Origin of the sequence: Actinomadura geliboluensis (assembly GCF_005889745.1) — a bacterium.
Taxonomy (GTDB): Bacteria; Actinomycetota; Actinomycetes; order Streptosporangiales; family Streptosporangiaceae; genus Spirillospora; species Spirillospora geliboluensis.
On the sequence record NZ_VCKZ01000040.1, the window covers coordinates 17,598 to 33,545 of the forward strand.

Here is a 15,948-nt window from a genome sequence, read left to right on the forward strand (position 1 = left end):
AGTGGATGTATGTCCGGAGCGGCAGAGGTTCCCAGGTAAGACCCTTGTCCGGAAACGGGCCGGCACGGCGGCATGGGAGCGGCCGCCGTGCCGGGAGTTGCGGGGGATATCAGGGAGCGCTGCAGGTGATGGACGGGTTCGCGACGTTCCCGCTCGGCGCGCTGGCGGTGAAGCCGAACGACGCGGACGTGCCCGCCGCCAGAGTGGAGTTCCAGGCCACCGGCTTGACGGTCACGACGTTGCCGCTCGTCGTCGGCGTGCCGTTCCACAGGGCCGAGATGGTCTGGCCGGAGTTCATCGTCATGACGACCGTCCAGGAGCTGACGGAGCTGCTGCCGGCGGTGATGGTGACCTGGCCATTGAAGCCGTTGTTCCACTGCGCGGTGCGGGTGTAGGCGCACGTGACGGTGCCGTCGCCTCCGTCATCGCCGCCTCCGTCGTCCCCGCTGCCGCCGAGGGCTTCGAGGGCTGCGGTGTAGGCGGGCTTCTTGTTGTAGTTGTCGTCGAAGAGCAGGGCCGCGCCCTCACCGGGGAACGTGTCGGGCACCCACGAGTACTTGTCGGTGATGCCCCACACGGTGATGACGTTGCACCGCGACACGGCGAGGCAGGCCGAGACGACCTTCTTGTAGTCGTTCGCCTGGGTGGCGAGCTTGGAGCTGTCCGCCGGGGTGTTCATGCGGATGTCCAGCTCGGTGATGTGGACGTCCACGCCCAGGGCGGCGAACCGCTGCATGTTGGCCTGCATGTCGGACGGGACGTTGCCCAGCGTCAGGTGCGCCTGGAGCCCGACGCAGTCGATCGGAACGCCACGCGCCTTGAAGTCCTGCACCATGTTGTAGACGGCATTGCTCTTCGCGTTCTGGCCGTCGATGTTGTAGTCGTTGTAGCAGAGCTTGGCGTTGGGGTCGGCCTGCCGTGCGGCCCGGAACGCCTCCTCGATGTAGCCGTCGCCGATGACCCGCTGGAAGACCGAGTCGCGGCGCGCGCCGGAACCGTCCTGGAACGCTTCGTTCACGACGTCCCAGTAGTCGACCTTCCCGGCGAAGTGGCCGGCCTCCTTCGCGATGTGGTTCCGCATGACGCTCAGCAGGTCGTCGCGGCTGGAGATGTTGCTGACCCAGCCCGGCAGCTGGCTGTGCCACACGAGCGTGTGCCCGCGGATCGCCATGCCCTGCGCCTGCGCGTGGCTGACGAGCTGGTCGGCCGCGCTGAAGTTGAACGAGTCGCGGGACGGCTCAGTCGTCTCCCACTTCATCTCGTTCTCGGGCGTGAGCTGGTTGAACTCACGGTCGAGCGTGGTGACGTAGGCGGACTCGCCCATGTGGCCTTGGGCGGCGGCGGTGCCGAAGACGCGGCCCTTCGCCGCGGCCGCCTCCCCGAGCGTGCCGGGGGCCGCCGACGCGGGGAGCGCGACGGCCACCAGCATCGCGAGGAGCAGCGGCACTGCTCCCAGCACCGCGCTGAGTGCTCTTCTCATGGTTTCGTTCCTCCTTGAAGGACGGGGGTTGAGCGAAACCCGGCCCGACGGCTTTCCGGGGGCCCGAGATAAGAGGTCCTGAGTCCTCCGGTGTCGACCACGACCTTCTGCAGGACGACGGTCGGGTCGACCATCCAGAACTTCAGGGTGTGCGTCCCCGATTCGGTGATGGTGTGGGTGGTGACCGTGCGGTTCACGTTGTCGGAGGTGTTCCGCTCCCACTGCTTGTTCATGGTGGTGTCGTCGGCGCCGGTCTGCGTCGTGACGTTCACGATCTGCGGTTGCTCGTCGTCGATCGAGACGGCGTATTTCAGGCCCTCGGTGGAAAGGACGCTGTTGCGCGGCGACAGGTAGGCCCAGACCTTCACCGGGCCGGTCGTCGTCAGCGTCATGTCGTATTCGAGGCGCGGGCCCTTGCCGGGCTCCTGGCTGGGCGCGGTGACGGGGAACGGTTCCATTCCGGCGTCCGTACGGCCGATTCCGGGGACGCGCTTCCACTGCGCCGCCGCCGTGTCGGTCGCGCGGGTGTAATGGCCCGCGTTCATCGAGACGTAGCCGCCGGCCTCGACGAACCCGTGCGCGCGGTACGACGACGGCTTCTTGACCACGGCCTGGACGGTCACCTTCCGCCCGTCCGGCCCGGAGACCTCGATGGGCACGCGGCTGGTCCCCTTCGGTGCGCGCGACCAGTCGATCCACACGGTGGCGCGGACCTGCTTGTCGACCCGCCCCCGGTCGTGGGTGACCCGCACCCAGGGCTCAGCGGGTGTGATCTTGTACGGGAAGGGGGCGGACCCGCGGTTGAACACCTCGATGTACTGCGCGGGGCCGCTCTGGTAGGGGCTGAACTCCGGCAGGACGGCCGCGGACTTCGCCGCCGGCCACCAGTCGTCGGAGCCGTCGACGGCCACGCCCATGTCGGCGCCGTCCGGGACCTCGATGCGCTTCAGCTTCGGGAAGATCTCGTCCGGCAGTGCCACGTTGTCGCGCTCGGGCTGCTGCCAGGGCGCGTTCGGGCCGTACCGCTCGACGTCGCCGTAGCCGATGTGCGGCTGGCTCTGGAAGCCGTCCCATTTCCCGTCGGCGATCCCGGTGTTGTAGTGGTTCGCCATCGCCTGGTCGTCGGCGAAGCGGGCCTCGGCGAGGTCGGCGTAGTCGTTGGTGGCCGCCCGCCCCTGCTTCGCGTACAGGATGTTGGTGAACTCCGCCTCGCGCAGCTCGTACAGGTTCGCGGTGGCCTTCACCTGGTAGTGGACGAGCTGGTAGTAGGCGTCCTGGTATTCCTTCGGCAGCCATTCGCGTATCCGTTCCGCCTGCGCCGCCAGCCGCTTCCAGCGTGCGGTGAGCGTCGCCATCTCCCGGTACTGGTTCAGGTAGAAGGGCGTCTGCTGGTCGTCGTAGACGACCGCGCTGGAATCGGTGGGCAGGTCTTTGTCCGGGTCGAGGGTGATGCGGCGGTTGAGCAGTTCCGGCTTCCGCAGTGCTTGCAGGTTTCCGTACGTGTCGAGGACCTCGGCGATCTCGCCGGCGTGCTCGGGGCCGAAGTTCTGCGCGGCGTACTGCCGCTCCCATTCCTTGAGGTTCTCCATCGGCCACTTGTCGGGGTTCCAGGCGTAGTCGAGGAAGAACTGGAGCGGCAGCTCGTTGCCCTTCATGTCGCCGACGTTCGCCACCCACAGATTGCGGATGCCGTACTGGTACGACTGGTGGAGCTGCTCCCACGTGTTCCCGAGCTGCGCGGTGTCGACCCACTTGTAGTTGCGGCCGCCGCCGACGTAGTCGAAGTGGTAGTAGAGCCCGTATCCGCCCGCGCGGTCCGGCAGGCTCCGGTCGGGCATCTTGCGCATGTTGCCCCAGTTGTCGTCGGTGAAGACCACCGTGACGTCGTCGGGCACGCGCAGGCCCCGGTCCCAGTAGCGCTGGACCTCCTTGTAAAGCGTCCACACCTGCGGGGTGGCTGTCGGGTCCTTCCCGGTGACGTCACCGAGGATCTCGCGCTCCTTGGCGATGATGCCGCGCATCAGCTCGATGCCGTCCCCGTCGGGCAGGCTGACGTCGCCGTTCCCGCGCATGCCGAGGGTGACGACGCCCTCGAAGTCCTCGTCGACCATCCGCTGGACGCCGTCTTTCCAGTACTTCTCGATGGCGGCGGCGTTGCGGCGGTAGCTCCACTCGCCGGTGCCCCCGTACGGGTCGTGGCCCGGCTTGACGATGGTGCCGTCAGGGTCGCGCTGCGCCGGGACGGCGTGCCGGTTCCACTCCTCGATGCCGCGCATCATCGGCGCCTCGTGGGAGGTGCCCATCACCACGCCGTACTGCTTCGCGGTCGCGTGGTTCAGCGGGTCGTCCTCGGCGAACGCCCGCCCCCACACCGCCGGCCACAGGTAGTTGGCCTTCAGCCGCAGCATGGTCTCGAAGATCTTGGCGTAGAACGCGTGGTTGAAGCCGTTGGGGAAGCCGGGCGCCTTGCCCGGCCCGAAGAACTTCGGCGCCCACCGGTTCAGCGCCGGGTTCTCGTCGTTGATGAAGAAGCCCCGGTACTTCACCGCGGGCGTGCCCTGCGAGTGCCGGCCCGGCTTCACGTACAGCGCGCGGCGGTGCTCGGACGGGACGTCGTTCCAGAAGTACCAGGGCGAGACGCCGATGCTCCGCGACACGTCGTAGGCGCCGTAGATCGTCCCGCGCTGGTCGCTGCCGGCGATCACGAAGGCGCGGCGGACGCCCGGCAGCGGGTTCTCCACCACCTGTTCGAGCGAGGTCTCCCACTTGCCCGCGATGCCCCGCACGTCGAGCTTGCCGGACGAGACGAGGCCGTCGATGAGCGGGCTCCTGCCGATCGTGCCGACGATGACGACGTCCCGGCCGGACGGCGCCCCGCCGGTGACCGTCGTGACCTCCGGCTTCACGCCGGTCACCCGCTCGACGTCGGACTGCAGGTCGCCGACGACCCGCACCACGCCGGGGAAGTCGGCGCCGCTGACCAGCAGCGGGGCGGCCCTGCCGCGCTCGACGAGCGGGAAGTGCCCGCGCCCGTCGCGGAAGGAGATGTAGGACGCCGGATCGGCCGGGCCGGTCCGGCCGTGGCCCGCCGGGGCGGCACCGGCGGGCCGCCCCGCCGCGGACACGGCGGTGAAGGCGACGACGGTGGGGAGCAGGGTCAGGAGGACTTTCCACGTCCGCGGGGATCTGCCCATCGGCGGTCTCCTCAGTGGGGGAGCGCTCTCGAAACTTTTCGCTGGCTTTTCGAGATCAGTCAGGAAAATAACCCCAAGCGCACCTAGCGTCAACCACTTGCACAGGCTTTCAAAGGTCAGCGGGCCCGCACGCCGACGACTTTCCGTGATCGTTCCTTCGAAATCTTTCGGACCGGGCGCCGACCGTCTCGGCGCGTGTCGCGGCGGGCTTGCCGCGCGTCCGCCGCGGGCATCACTAAGGAGTCGGGCAAGTGGAACCCGGATCGGGGGGTCTTCTCGTTCCCTGCCGCATGTCGCCGCGTTCTTCGCGGCGGAGGGAGAGTCGCCATGAACGGCTGCGCGGACCTCGTTCTCGAGGGCGGTGGAGTGAAGGGGATCGCGCTGGTCGGCGCGATCGCGGAGATGCAGGACCGGGGCTACCGGTTCGGCGCGCCCGCCCGCGTCGCCGGGACGTCCGCCGGCGCGATCGTCGGGTCGCTGCTGGCCGCGGGGATGCCCGTCCCGGACATGGTCCGGGTCATGCGCGAGGTCGACTACCGGTCCTTCCAGGACGGCTCGCGGTTCGCCGTCGTCCGGGGCGTGTCGCTGCTCGCGTCCCTCGGCCTGCACCGGGGCGACGCGCTGCACAGCTGGATCGCCGCCCGGCTGCGCGAGTGCGGCGTGGAGACGTTCGGGCAGCTCAAGCTGCACGACCCCGGCTCGGCGCTGCCGCCCGAGCGCGCCTACAAGCTGGTCGTCGTGGTGTCGGACGTCAGCAGCGGCCGGATGGTGCGGCTGCCGTGGGACTACGACCGCTACGGCCTCGACGCCGACGAGCAGCCGGTGGCCGACGCCGTGCGCGCCTCGGCGTCCATCCCGGTGTTCTTCCGGCCGTGCCGCGTCCGCCGCGCGGACGGCCGCAGGAGCGTGCAGGTGGACGGCGGCATGCTTTCCAACTACCCGATCACCATCTTCGACCGGGACGACCGCGAGCCCCGCTGGCCCACGTTCGGCGTGAAGCTGTCGGCGCCGCGCTCGTCCGGCGGCCTGTACCGGCAGTGGCACCGCGTCCGCGGCCCCGTCGGCTACGGGCGGGCGCTGATCTCGACGATGGCGGAGGCGCACGACCGCGTGCAGATGGACGAGCCGGCCATCGTCGCGCGCACGATGTTCGCCCGCACCGACGGCGTCCTCGCGACCGACTTCGATCTGGACGCGCGGGCCCGCGAGGAGCTGTACGCCGCCGGCCGGGACGCCGCCGCCCGCTTCCTCGACCACTGGGACCACGCCGGCTACCTGGCGCGGCACCGCCCCCGCCCGGCGTCGTCCAGCGGATTTGTGGAAGTTACGTAATTACGTAGTATTGGAGGCATGGCCGAGGAGGAGAGCCTGGCGGACCGCGTCGCCCGCCTGGAGGAGCGCGTGTCCCGCATGGAGGGCCGTCCTCCGGAGGCCGCCGAACCGCCGGACGCCGACGACGCCTTCTGGGCGCTGCGCGGCCTGAAGGAGCGCGCCGCCGACCCCGGCGCCGTGCTGTTCACCGGCTCGGTGACGCTGCCGTCCGGCGAGCACTACGAGTGGCAGCAGGGACACCCGGCGGGCGACCTGCTCGCCGACGACTGGGCGCAGGCCGCCGACACGCTGGGCGCGCTGGCGCACCCGGTGCGGCTGCTGCTGGTCCGCGAGGTCCTGCACGGCGCCCGCACCACCGCCGAGCTCGCCGCCCACGAGGGCCTCGGCACGACCGGCCAGCTCTACCACCACCTGCGCCGGCTGGTCGCGGCCGGCTGGCTGCGCACCACCGCGCGCGGGCAGTACAGCGTCCCCGGCGAGCGGGTGGTGCCGCTGCTCGCCGTGCTCGCCGCGGCGCGCCGCTGACCGACCGAACGGAGAAGACAATGCTCAGGACGATCGCCCGCTTCCGCACCCTGATGGTCCTGCTCGGGCTGCTGCTCACCTTCACCGAGTCCCTGCACGGCGACGACCGGCTCGCCGTCGCGGGGTACGTCCTGATCGGGGCCGGGATCGTGCTGGTCTTCGTGCCCGGCGGGCGCGCCGGCCGGGAGCCGGTCGTCGTGGACGCCCCGGTCCGGGGCCGCTGGGTGCCGGTCAACAGCCCGGCCGACAAGGTGCCGAGCCACGGGACGCACGAGCTGGGCCAGACGTACGCGATCGACCTCGTGCACGTCCCGGACCCGGCGGAGCCATGGCGCCCGCTCCGGAACCGGCCGCTCGCGTCCCGTCCGGAGACGTTCCCGGCGTTCGGGCAGGACGTCCGCGCGCCGGCGGACGGCGTCGTCGTCCAGGCGGGCGGCCGGCAGCGCGACCACTGGAGCCGCAACTCCTGGCCCGGCTTCGTCTACCTGATGGTCGAGGGCGTGGTGTTCCGGCAGGTGCTCTCCCTGCTGACCCTGTCGGCCGGACGGTTCGTCATCGGCAACTCCGTCACCCTCGATCTCGGCGACGGGGTGTACGCGGTGTTCGCGCACCTGCGGCGCGGGTCCGTGCGCGTCTCCAAGGGCGACCGGGTCCGGGCGGGCGACGTCCTCGGCGAGGTGGGCAACTCCGGCAACTCGTCCGAGCCGCACCTGCACTTCCATCTGATGGACCGTCCGAGGCCCCTCGCCGCCGCCGGCATCCCGTTCGCGTTCCGCTACGAGAGCGGCGGCGGCCGGACGGTGACCGGTGTGCCCGGCGGCCGGGCGCCGTTCACCGTTCCCGCGCGGGACCCCGAGCCCGCCCGCTGAGCCGGGGGCGCAGGGAGGCGGCCGTCCGCGGCTCGGCCCTCACCAATAAAGCTTGCAAATAGCGCAGTAGTGAGAATTATCTGACCTGTGGCGATCAGCTCATTCCGTGGCCGTCCACAGCGGGTGAACGGCTGTTGACGGCGCTATAGGCCCGCCGGATAATCCTCCTCAGTTCACTGGAATTCCGGACATCGCTCTCGGCTCGATCCCTCCACGATGGGAGAACGGCGTGCGGCCACATCCCCCGGACGAGGCGGAACTGGCCGGCTGGGTCGCCGACGGCTGCGAACGGGCCCTCCAGCTGGTCGCGGACCTCGACGACGAGCAGCTGATCGGGCCGCTGCTCCCGACCGTGAACCCGCTGCTCTGGGAGATCGGCCACCTCGCCTGGTTCCAGGAGAAGTTCGTCCTCCGCGACGCGTGCGGGCACGACCCGATCCTGCCGTTCGGGGACGCCCTCTACGACTCCGGCGCGATCCCGCACGACACCCGGTGGCGGCTCGTCCTGCCGTCCCGCAAGGAGACCGCGTCCTACATGCGCACCGTCGCCGGACGGGTGGCCGAGGAGGTCATGCGCGCGGACGCGACCGACGTGGTGCGGCACTTCGCCCGCTACACCGTCCACCACTACGACACCCACACCGAGGCGTTCACGTACACGCGGCAGGGCCTCGGGTACTCCGCGCCGCACCTGCCCGGCCTCACCGACGCGCCGGCGCCGGAAGGCGCGGGCGGTCCGCTGCCGGGCGACGCCGAGGTGGACGGCGGGACGTTCATCCTGGGCGCCCTCCAGTCCGACCCGTTCGTGTACGACAACGAGAAGTGGGCGCACCGCGTCGAGGTGGCGCCGTTCGCGATGGCGCGCGCGCCGGTCACACAGGCGGAGTTCGCCGAGTTCGTGGAAGCGGGCGGATACGCCGACGCCCGGTGGTGGTCGGACGGCGGCGCCTGGCTCGACTCCACCGGCGCGACCCACCCGCTCTACTGGCGCGGCTCGGCCGCCGAGGGCTGGCGGCGCCGCCACTTCGACACCTGGCTCGACCTGGAGCCGCACCTGCCCGTCACCCATGTCTGCTGGTGGGAGGCGGACGCCTACTGCCGCTGGGCGGGGCGGCGGCTGCCGACCGAGGCGGAGTGGGAGTACGCCGCCACCGGCGGCTCGCGCACCGGCGCCTACCCGTGGGGCGACGGCGAGCCGGACGCCGAGACCGCCGCGACGGACTGGCGCGGGCTCGGCCCGGCCGAGGTCGCGTCCTGCGCGGCGGGGGACAGCCCGTCCGGGTGCCGGCACATGATCGGCAACGTTTGGGAGTGGACGGCGAGCGACTTCACCGGCTACCCGAACTTCGAGCGGGACGCCTACTTCGAGAACTCCGAGCAGTTCTTCGGCAGCCGCAAGGTGCTGCGCGGCGGCTCCTGGGCCACGCGCGGCCGGTACGTGCGCACCACCATGCGGAACTACTTCCCGCCGGACCGCCGGGACGTGCTCGGCGGCTTCCGCACCTGCGCGGCCGCCGGGTGATCCTGCTCGTCACGCCGCACGCGCCGGGCAGCACGTCCGGCAACGGCGTGTCGGCCGCGCGCTGGGCCGCGATCCTGCGCGGGCTCGGCCACCGGGTGGAGGCCCGCGCCGACTACGGTTCGCCGGCCGGGGAGTACGCCGCCCTCTTCGCGCTGCACGCCCGCAAGAGCGCCGCCGCCGTCCGGGCGTTCCACGCCGACCACCCCGGCGTCCCGATCATCATCGCGCTGACCGGGACGGACCTCTACCCCGATCCGCGCGCCGCCGGGACGGACCCCGAGGTGCTCGCGCTGGCCGCGCGGCTGATCGTCCTGCAGCGGCTCGGCCCCGATCGGCTCGGCCCGGACCTCGCCGCACGCGCCCGGGTGATCGTGCAGTCCGTCCCGGAGATCCCGCCCCGGCCGCCGCGCGCCGGCTGCTTCGAGGCGGCGTTCCTGGCGCACGTCCGGCCGGTGAAGGACCCGCTGCGTCCCGCCGCCGCGATGCGGCTGCTCCCGGCGGACTCCCGCGTCCTCGTCACGCACGCCGGTGAGGCCCGGGACCGGCGGCTCGCCGAGCGCCTCGCCGCCGAGTCCGCGGCCAACCCCCGCTACGACTGGCTCGGGCCGGTGCCCCGGGACGAGGCCCTCGCGATCCTGGCGCGCGCGCGGCTGCTCGTCCTGCCGTCCCTGCACGAGGGCGGCGCGAACGTGGTGTCCGAAGCGATCGCGGCGGGAGTGCCGGTCATCGCCTCGGCCGTGCCCGGCTCGATCGGGCTGCTCGGCGAGGACTACCCCGGCTACTTCCCGGCCGGGGACGCGCAGGCGCTGGCGGCGGCCCTGTACGCGGCGGAGAGGAACCTCGGCGGCTACTACGACCGGCTCCGCGAGCACTGCGCCGCGCTGCGTCCGCTGGTCGATCCGGCAAGGGAGCGGCGGGCGTTCGCCGCGCTGCTCGCCGAACTCGGCGTCCGACCTGACCAGCTCACCAAATGACAATAAGGAGGTCCAGCGAGATATGCCGCTATTCACCGGACTAAAAATGTCACCTCCTTGGCAGGAAGGTGCCGTGTAACACTTTCGGCGGACATGGGGCGGGGAGCTCGACGGCCTGCCGGTGACCGACGCGAAATGCCGCGAGAGAGAGGACGGGTTCGATGCCGTACGACCACGCGAGCGCCGTGAGCGGAGTCATCGACGCCACCATCGCCCCGCAGGCCGCCGACGTCGACCGCACCGGGACGTTCCCGCGCGCGAACGTGGACGCGCTGGCCAAGGCCGGCCTCCTCGGGCTCGTCAGCGCGGCCGAGACGGGCGGCCGGGGCGCCGGGCTGCGCGCCGCGGCGCACGTGATCGAACGGCTCGGCGGCACCTGCGGCTCGACCGCGATGGTCCTGCTCATGCACTACGCCGCGACGGCGATCATCGAGGCGCACGGGCCCGCGGAGGCGCGCCGCGCCATCGCCCGCGACGAGCGCCTCTGCACGCTCGCCTTCTCCGAGGCCGGGTCCCGCAGCCACTTCTGGGCGCCGATGAGCTCGGCCAGTGCGGACGGCGACGGCATGGTCCGGCTGGACGCGCGGAAGAGCTGGGTGACCTCGTCCGGCGAGGCCGACGTCTACGTCTGGTCGAGCCGCCCGCTGGAGGCGGACGGCCCGATGACCCTGTGGCTGGTGCCCGCCGGCGCGCCGGGCGTCACGGTCTCCGGCCCGTTCGACGGGCTCGGGCTGCGCGGCAACGGCTCCAACCCGGTGACGGCCGAGTCGGTGCCCGTCCCGCGCGAGGCCATGCTCGGCGCGGACGGCGCCGGGCTCGACATCGCGCTCCAGACCGGACTGCCGTTCTTCCTGGTGCTCAACGCCGCCTTCTCGCTCGGCCTCATGGACGCGCTCGTCGCGCGGGCCGCCGACCACCTCGGCCGCACCCGCCTCGACCACCTCGGCCAGACGCTCGCCGAGCAGCCGATGCACCGGGCCCGGTACGCGAGCCTGCGCACCCGCGCCGACCAGGTCCGCGCCTTCCTCGACGACACCCTCACCGCCATCGAGACGGGACGCGAGGACGCGACGCTCCGCGTGCTGCAGGTGAAGGCGGTGGCGGCGGAGGCCGCGTCGGACGTCGCCGACGGCGTCATGCGGCTGTGCGGCGGGTCGGCGTTCCGCAAGGACTTCGGCGTCGAGCGCCTCTTCCGCGATTCGCTGGCCGCCCGCGTCATGGCGCCCACCACCGAGGCGCTCCACGATTTCGTCGGCCGGATAGGGCTCGGCATGGCCCTGCTCTGAGCCGAGACCGCGCTGAGGAGGGAACTGATGACGTTCGTACTGGGCGCCGTCGCCTACGACCCCAAGGTGGTCACCATCTGGGGCGGTTTCCGCTCCTGGTTGAGGGACCAGGACTTCGACTTCGACTTCGTCCTCTACTCCAACTACGAGCGGCAGGTGGAGGACCTCGTCGCCGGGCGCATCGACGGCGCGTGGAACTCGCCGCTCGCCTGGGTCCGCGCCGACCGGACGGCCGCCGCGCGCGGCCGCCGCCTGCGGCCCCTGGTCATGCGCGACACCGACCAGGACCTCACCTCGGTCGTCGTGGTCCGCGGCGACTCGTCCTACAAGGACGTGGCCGACCTCAAGGGCGAGACCATCGCGGTCGGCGCGGTCGACTCGCCGCAGGCGACCCTCATCCCGCTGTCGTTCCTGCGCGCGTCCGGCGTCCGGCCGGGCGACGACGTGGCCGTCACCCGGTTCGACGTCGGCGTGGGGCTGCACGGCGACCACATCGGCGGCGAGCGCGACGCCGCCCGCGCGCTGATGGCCGGGCGTGTCGCGGCGGCCTGCATGATCGACGGCAACCACCTGCTGTTCGGACGGGAGGGCACGCTGCCGCCCGGCGGCACCCGCGTCATCGCGCAGACGCCGCCGTTCGACCACTGCAACCTCACGGTCGGCGACGGCCCGGAGGCCGACCGGTTCGGCGAGCTGCTGCTCTCGATGTCGTACGCCGACCCCAAGGTCCGGCCCCTGTTCGACCTGGAGGGCCTGACCGCCTGGCGGCCGGGCCGGACGACCGGCTACCCGCCGCTCGAACGGGCGGTCGACGAGGCCGGCTTCTACGACGCCGAAGGCGCGGTCACGGCCGCCGGCTACCGGCCGTGAACCCGCACGCCGGGGCGCCCGTCGTCCGGCTCGACGGGCTCGGCTTCGAACGGGGCGCGCACCTGCTCGTGCAGCGCGCCCTGCGCGACCTGCCGCCGGGCGCGGAACTCGCCGTCACCGGGCACGACCCGGCGCTGACCGTCCACCTGGAGAGCTGGTGCCGGTCGCAGGGCCACCGCGTCCGCCGGCCCGGCGACCGCGACGACCCCGTCCGGGCCTACGTCGTCCGCGGCCGGACGGACCTGGACCGCTGGGCGGGCGCCGAGCGGGCCGGCGACCCGCGCCCCGGCGGCGTGCGGAAGGAGCCGAAGGCCCACTGGGGCCTCGCGGCGCGCGGCGCCCTGGTGGAGCCGGGCGGCCCCGAACCCGGCTTCGACCTGGCCGACCGCGACCTGGTCTGGGCGGACGTGGCGCCGTCCCTCTACGCGCACGCCGCGTCGTCCCAGTGGGACCCGGAGGAGGCCGTCGACTGGGGCGCCGCCTTCGAGCTGCCCGCCGACATCGAGCGCGCGGTCGTCCAGGTCATGACGTTCCTGGTGGAGAACGAGCAGGCGGCGCTGGTCGTCCCGGCGCGGCTGCTCGGCCGCATCCACCCGCACTTCCGCGAGGTCCTCCAGCTCCTCGCGGTGCAGGCCGCCGACGAGGCCCGGCACATGGAGGTGTTCACCCGGCGCGCGCTGCTGCGCGGCGGCGAGATGGGCACCTCGTCGGCGAGCGGGCGCGAGTCGCTCGCGACCCTGCTCACCGAGCCCGACTTCTCCCTGGCGTCGTTCCTCCTCTCGGTGCTGGGCGAGGGCAGCTTCCTCAACCTGCTGACGTTCCTCGACCGGCACGCCCCCGACCCGGTCACCCGCCAGGTCACGCGGCTGGCCCGGCAGGACGAGGCCCGGCACGTCGCCTTCGGGGTGGCGCACCTGCACCACCAGTCCGAGCTGGACCCGTCCCTCCGGTCGAGGCTCCGGACGGCCGTCGAGCGCCGCCACGACGCCCTCGTCGAGACGTCCGGGCTGAACCAGGACGTCTTCGACTCCCTGGTCCTGCTCGCCGCCGGGGGCTGGGCGCCGGAGGACGTCGGCCGGGGCCACGACGAGGTCCAGAAGCTGAAGACCGAGATGGACGAGGGGCGGCGGCACCGCCTCGTCCGCCTCGGCTTCCCCGCCGACGAGGCCGCCGACCTGTCGGCCCTGCACACCCGCAACTTCATGTGACCCCGCTGGGGGATCAGCCGGCCGGGGCGGCTCGCGCGCCGGTCGCGCGGGATCGGAGCAGGTCCGCGACGTCGGCGAGGCCCGTCTCGATGCGGCCGTAGACGCGGGGGTTGAGCAGCGTGGTCCCGTCGAAGTCACCGGCGGACGCGAACACCGCGACCGGCACCGTCAGCGCCTGGAAGAACGCGAACAGCGGCCGGAGCGCATGGTCCAGGACGAGCGCGTGGTGGTCGCCCCCGCCCGTCGCCGCCAGCAGGACGGGCTTGTTGGCGAGCGCGTACTGGTCGACGAGGTCGAAGAAGTGCTTGAACATGCCGGGGTAGGAGCCCCGGTACACCGGCACCGCCGTGATGAGGAAGTCGGCGTCCTCGGCGAGCTTGAGCGCGGCCTCGACCTCGGGCGTCACGTCGTCCCGCTCGACGGCCCCGGTGAACCCGGGACCCAGGCGGTACACGTCGATCCGGGACGTCTCGACGGGAAGCATCCCTTTCAGCGTGCCGAGGACGGCGTCGACGAGGCCCAGCGTCTTCGATGACCGGCTCGGGCTCCCGTTGACGACGACGACCCGCAGCGCGGTGCCTCCCGCCGCCGGTGCGTCCGGCCGCGCGTCGATGGTCGGGGTGGTCATGCCGCCTCCTTCCGCTTGGCGGCGACCTCGCGCCGCACGACGGGCGCGACCTCGGTGCCGAGCCGCTCGATCGCCGCCAGGTGCTCCCTCTGCGGCATCCCGCCGAAGCCCATCTGGATGATGGCGCGGTTCAGGCCGTACAGCTCGTGGTAGCCGAGCAGCTTGTCGATGACCTCCTGCGGGCTGCCGACCAGCAGGCCGGCGCGCGGCGACGACTGCGCATCGAACGCCACTCGCGGAAGCAGCATGCCCTGGCCCCGCTGGTGGTTGTTGTCCATCATCCCCTTGGCGAAGTAGGGGTACATGGTGTCCCTGGCCTCCTGGCTCGTCCGTCCGACGTAGCCGTGGACGTTGATGCTGACCGGGAGCGCGGCGGCGTCGTGCCCCGCCTCGGCGGCGGACGCGCGGTACAGCTCGACGGTCTGCTCGTGGAAGGTCATCGGCCCGAGCAGCAGGGCCAGCGCCATCGGCAGGCCGAGCCGCCCGGTGCTGATCGCGGACGCCGGCGAGCCGCCGACGCCCACCCAGATCGGGAGCGTCCCGCCGTCCGCGCGCGGCGCGATGTCGGCGTCGGTCAGCGCGGCGCGGAAGCGCCCCGACCAGGTGAGCGGGTTCCGCTCGCGGATCTGGAGCAGCAGGTCGAGCTTCTCGCGGAACAGCTCGCCGTAGTCGCGCAGGTCGTAGCCGAACAGCGGGAACGACTCGGTGTAGGAGCCGCGGCCCGCGATGATCTCGGCGCGGCCGGCCGAGAGCAGGTCGATCGTCGCGAACTGCTCCCAGACGCGCACCGGGTCCTCCGAGCCGAGCACGGTGACCGAGCTGGTCAGCCGGATGCGCTCGGTCGCCTCGGCGGCGGCCGCCAGCAGGATCGCCGGGGCCGAGCCGACGAAGTCGGAGCGGTGGTGCTCGCCGACGCCGAACACGTCCAGGCCGACCTCGTCGGCGACCCTCGCCTGCTCGATCGTCTCCCGCACCCGCTCGCGCGGCGACGGCGGGGCGCCGGTGACGGGGTCCTCCGTCACCTCGCCGAAGGTCATGATCCCGATCTCGAAAGCCATCGTCCGGTCTCCTCTCCGCCGGGGCGTCCCCGGCGCGTCCGGTAGAAAGTTATCTGCGCAGGCAGATATTCCCGGCCGTACGCTGGCCGCAAGCGGTCACCGCGACGACCACCCGGATGTGCTGGGCTCATGGGGGAGTGAGGAGCCGCCCGTGGGACGTGCGCGGCTTCACCGTCCTGCCGACGACGGTGGAGCGCCGCGCCGCCTGACCGTCAGGGCTTGCGGGCGACGCCGCCGACGAAGTGGCTGAGCTGCGGGTCGTCGGTGGGCGCGGGCGGGTGCGGCAGGCCCCATTCGGGGATCCAGACGATGCCGGGGTCCAGGATGTCGAGCCCGGTCAGGAGCGCGGCCACCTGCTCGGGGCCGCGCGAGCAGATCGGCGCGGCCGTCCGGCGCCGGACGCCGAGGGCGTGCTCGACGTCGGAGGGGTCCATGCCTCCCTCGTAACCGTGGGAGACCACCACGTGGCTGCCGGACGGCAGCGGCTCGACCAGGCGCGCGACGAGCGCCGCCGGGTCGTCGCCGTCCGGGATGAAGTGCAGGACCGCCACCAGCAGCAGGCCCACGGGCTCGGTGAAGTCGATCAGCTCGGCCAGCCGGGGGTCGGCCATGATCTCCTCCGGGCGGCGCAGGTCGCCGCGGATGACCGCGACGTTGGGGCTGCCCTCCAGCAGGGCCCTGCCGTGGACGAGCACCGTCGGGTCGTTGTCGACGTAGACCACGTGCCCGTCCGGCGACACATCGTGGACGATCTCGTGCACGTTGCCCTGCGTGGGCAGCCCCGCACCGACGTCGACGAACTGCCGGATCCCGGCCTGCGCCGCCAGGTACCGGACCGCCCTCGCCAGGAACGCCCGGTTGGCGCGGGCCGCGGCCGGCGCCTCCGGCACGGTCTTCATGATCGCCTCGGCCGCCGCCCGGTCGACCTCGTAGTTGTCCTTGCCGCCGAGGTAGTAGTCGTAGATCCGGGCGGGCGATGCCGTACTGGGATCGATGCGCAGA

13 protein-coding genes are annotated in these 15,948 nt (G+C 72.3%); 8 read left to right on the plus strand and 5 right to left on the minus strand.

Translation table 11 applies throughout. From position 1 onward, the window contains the following. Nucleotides 1-109 precede the first annotated feature (109 nt). Both ETD96_RS08595 and ETD96_RS08600 read right to left on the minus strand, forming a co-directional pair. Nucleotides 110-1,480: a glycoside hydrolase family 10 protein gene (locus ETD96_RS08595; protein WP_138635763.1), complete on the minus strand. Its 1,371-nt coding sequence runs from the start codon at nt 1,478-1,480 to the stop codon at nt 110-112. Next, nucleotides 1,477-4,674, minus strand: coding sequence for a glycosyl hydrolase 115 family protein (locus ETD96_RS08600; RefSeq protein WP_138635764.1), 3,198 nt, complete (start codon nt 4,672-4,674; stop codon nt 1,477-1,479). Before ETD96_RS08600 ends, ETD96_RS08595 begins: the two co-directional genes overlap by 4 nt. Nucleotides 4,675-5,001: 327 nt before the next feature. On the opposite strand from ETD96_RS08600, the gene ETD96_RS08605 reads away from it, so the two are divergent. The 8 genes from ETD96_RS08605 to ETD96_RS08640 all read left to right on the plus strand — a co-directional run bounded on the left by ETD96_RS08605 (nt 5,002) and on the right by ETD96_RS08640 (nt 13,260). After that, complete coding sequence (locus ETD96_RS08605) at nt 5,002-6,006, plus strand: patatin-like phospholipase family protein (protein ID WP_138635765.1); 1,005 nt, start codon at nt 5,002-5,004, stop codon at nt 6,004-6,006. Between the two features lie 18 nt (nt 6,007-6,024). Next, nucleotides 6,025-6,531, plus strand: a complete 507-nt coding sequence (locus ETD96_RS08610) for an ArsR/SmtB family transcription factor (protein WP_138635766.1) — start codon at nt 6,025-6,027, stop codon at nt 6,529-6,531. A 20-nt stretch (nt 6,532-6,551) separates the two neighbouring features. After that, nucleotides 6,552-7,400, plus strand: coding sequence for a M23 family metallopeptidase (locus ETD96_RS08615; protein ID WP_138635767.1), 849 nt, complete (start codon nt 6,552-6,554; stop codon nt 7,398-7,400). 229 nt (nt 7,401-7,629) lie between these two features. After that, entirely contained in the window at nt 7,630-8,922 is a 1,293-nt protein-coding gene (gene senA, locus ETD96_RS08620) for a selenoneine synthase SenA (protein ID WP_171068927.1), read from the plus strand. After that, nucleotides 8,919-9,896, plus strand: coding sequence for a selenoneine biosynthesis selenosugar synthase SenB (gene senB / locus ETD96_RS08625; protein WP_138635768.1), 978 nt, complete (start codon nt 8,919-8,921; stop codon nt 9,894-9,896). The genes senA and senB overlap by 4 nt, the downstream gene beginning before the upstream one ends. Before the next feature lie 161 nt (nt 9,897-10,057). Beyond that, complete coding sequence (locus tag ETD96_RS08630) at nt 10,058-11,182, plus strand: acyl-CoA dehydrogenase family protein (RefSeq protein WP_138635769.1); 1,125 nt, start codon at nt 10,058-10,060, stop codon at nt 11,180-11,182. A 27-nt stretch (nt 11,183-11,209) separates the two neighbouring features. Beyond that, nucleotides 11,210-12,052: a phosphate/phosphite/phosphonate ABC transporter substrate-binding protein gene (locus tag ETD96_RS08635; RefSeq protein WP_138635770.1), complete on the plus strand. Its 843-nt coding sequence runs from the start codon at nt 11,210-11,212 to the stop codon at nt 12,050-12,052. Then, nucleotides 12,049-13,260 (plus strand): sulfurtransferase TusA family protein, encoded by a 1,212-nt coding sequence (locus ETD96_RS08640; RefSeq protein WP_138635771.1) that lies wholly within the window; start codon nt 12,049-12,051, stop codon nt 13,258-13,260. Before ETD96_RS08635 ends, ETD96_RS08640 begins: the two co-directional genes overlap by 4 nt. A 13-nt stretch (nt 13,261-13,273) precedes the next feature. On the opposite strand, the gene ETD96_RS08645 is transcribed toward ETD96_RS08640, so the two are convergent. From ETD96_RS08645 to ETD96_RS08655, 3 genes are all read right to left on the minus strand, one after another. Further along, on the minus strand, nt 13,274-13,888 hold the full coding sequence (locus tag ETD96_RS08645; protein WP_138635772.1) for an NAD(P)H-dependent oxidoreductase: 615 nt from the start codon (nt 13,886-13,888) through the stop codon (nt 13,274-13,276). Then, complete coding sequence (locus ETD96_RS08650) at nt 13,885-14,946, minus strand: LLM class flavin-dependent oxidoreductase (protein ID WP_138635773.1); 1,062 nt, start codon at nt 14,944-14,946, stop codon at nt 13,885-13,887. The genes ETD96_RS08645 and ETD96_RS08650 overlap by 4 nt, the downstream gene beginning before the upstream one ends. 212 nt (nt 14,947-15,158) lie before the next feature. Next, nucleotides 15,159-15,948: SAM-dependent methyltransferase (locus ETD96_RS08655; RefSeq protein ID WP_338072540.1), on the minus strand; the 790-nt coding region annotated here is incomplete at its 5' end.

Excerpts from the sequence above, each read along its gene's own strand:
- ETD96_RS08595 (WP_138635763.1), bottom strand. The coding sequence starts at position 1,480 with ATGAGAAGAGCACTCAGCGCGGTGCTGGGAGCAGTGCCGCTGCTCCTC.
- ETD96_RS08600 (WP_138635764.1), bottom strand. The coding sequence starts at position 4,674 with ATGGGCAGATCCCCGCGGACGTGGAAAGTCCTCCTGACCCTGCTCCCC.
- ETD96_RS08605 (WP_138635765.1), top strand. The coding sequence starts at position 5,002 with ATGAACGGCTGCGCGGACCTCGTTCTCGAGGGCGGTGGAGTGAAGGGG.
- ETD96_RS08610 (WP_138635766.1), top strand. The coding sequence starts at position 6,025 with ATGGCCGAGGAGGAGAGCCTGGCGGACCGCGTCGCCCGCCTGGAGGAG.
- ETD96_RS08615 (WP_138635767.1), top strand. The coding sequence starts at position 6,552 with ATGCTCAGGACGATCGCCCGCTTCCGCACCCTGATGGTCCTGCTCGGG.
- ETD96_RS08630 (WP_138635769.1), top strand. The coding sequence starts at position 10,058 with ATGCCGTACGACCACGCGAGCGCCGTGAGCGGAGTCATCGACGCCACC.
- ETD96_RS08635 (WP_138635770.1), top strand. The coding sequence starts at position 11,210 with ATGACGTTCGTACTGGGCGCCGTCGCCTACGACCCCAAGGTGGTCACC.
- ETD96_RS08645 (WP_138635772.1), bottom strand. The coding sequence starts at position 13,888 with ATGACCACCCCGACCATCGACGCGCGGCCGGACGCACCGGCGGCGGGA.
- ETD96_RS08650 (WP_138635773.1), bottom strand. The coding sequence starts at position 14,946 with ATGGCTTTCGAGATCGGGATCATGACCTTCGGCGAGGTGACGGAGGAC.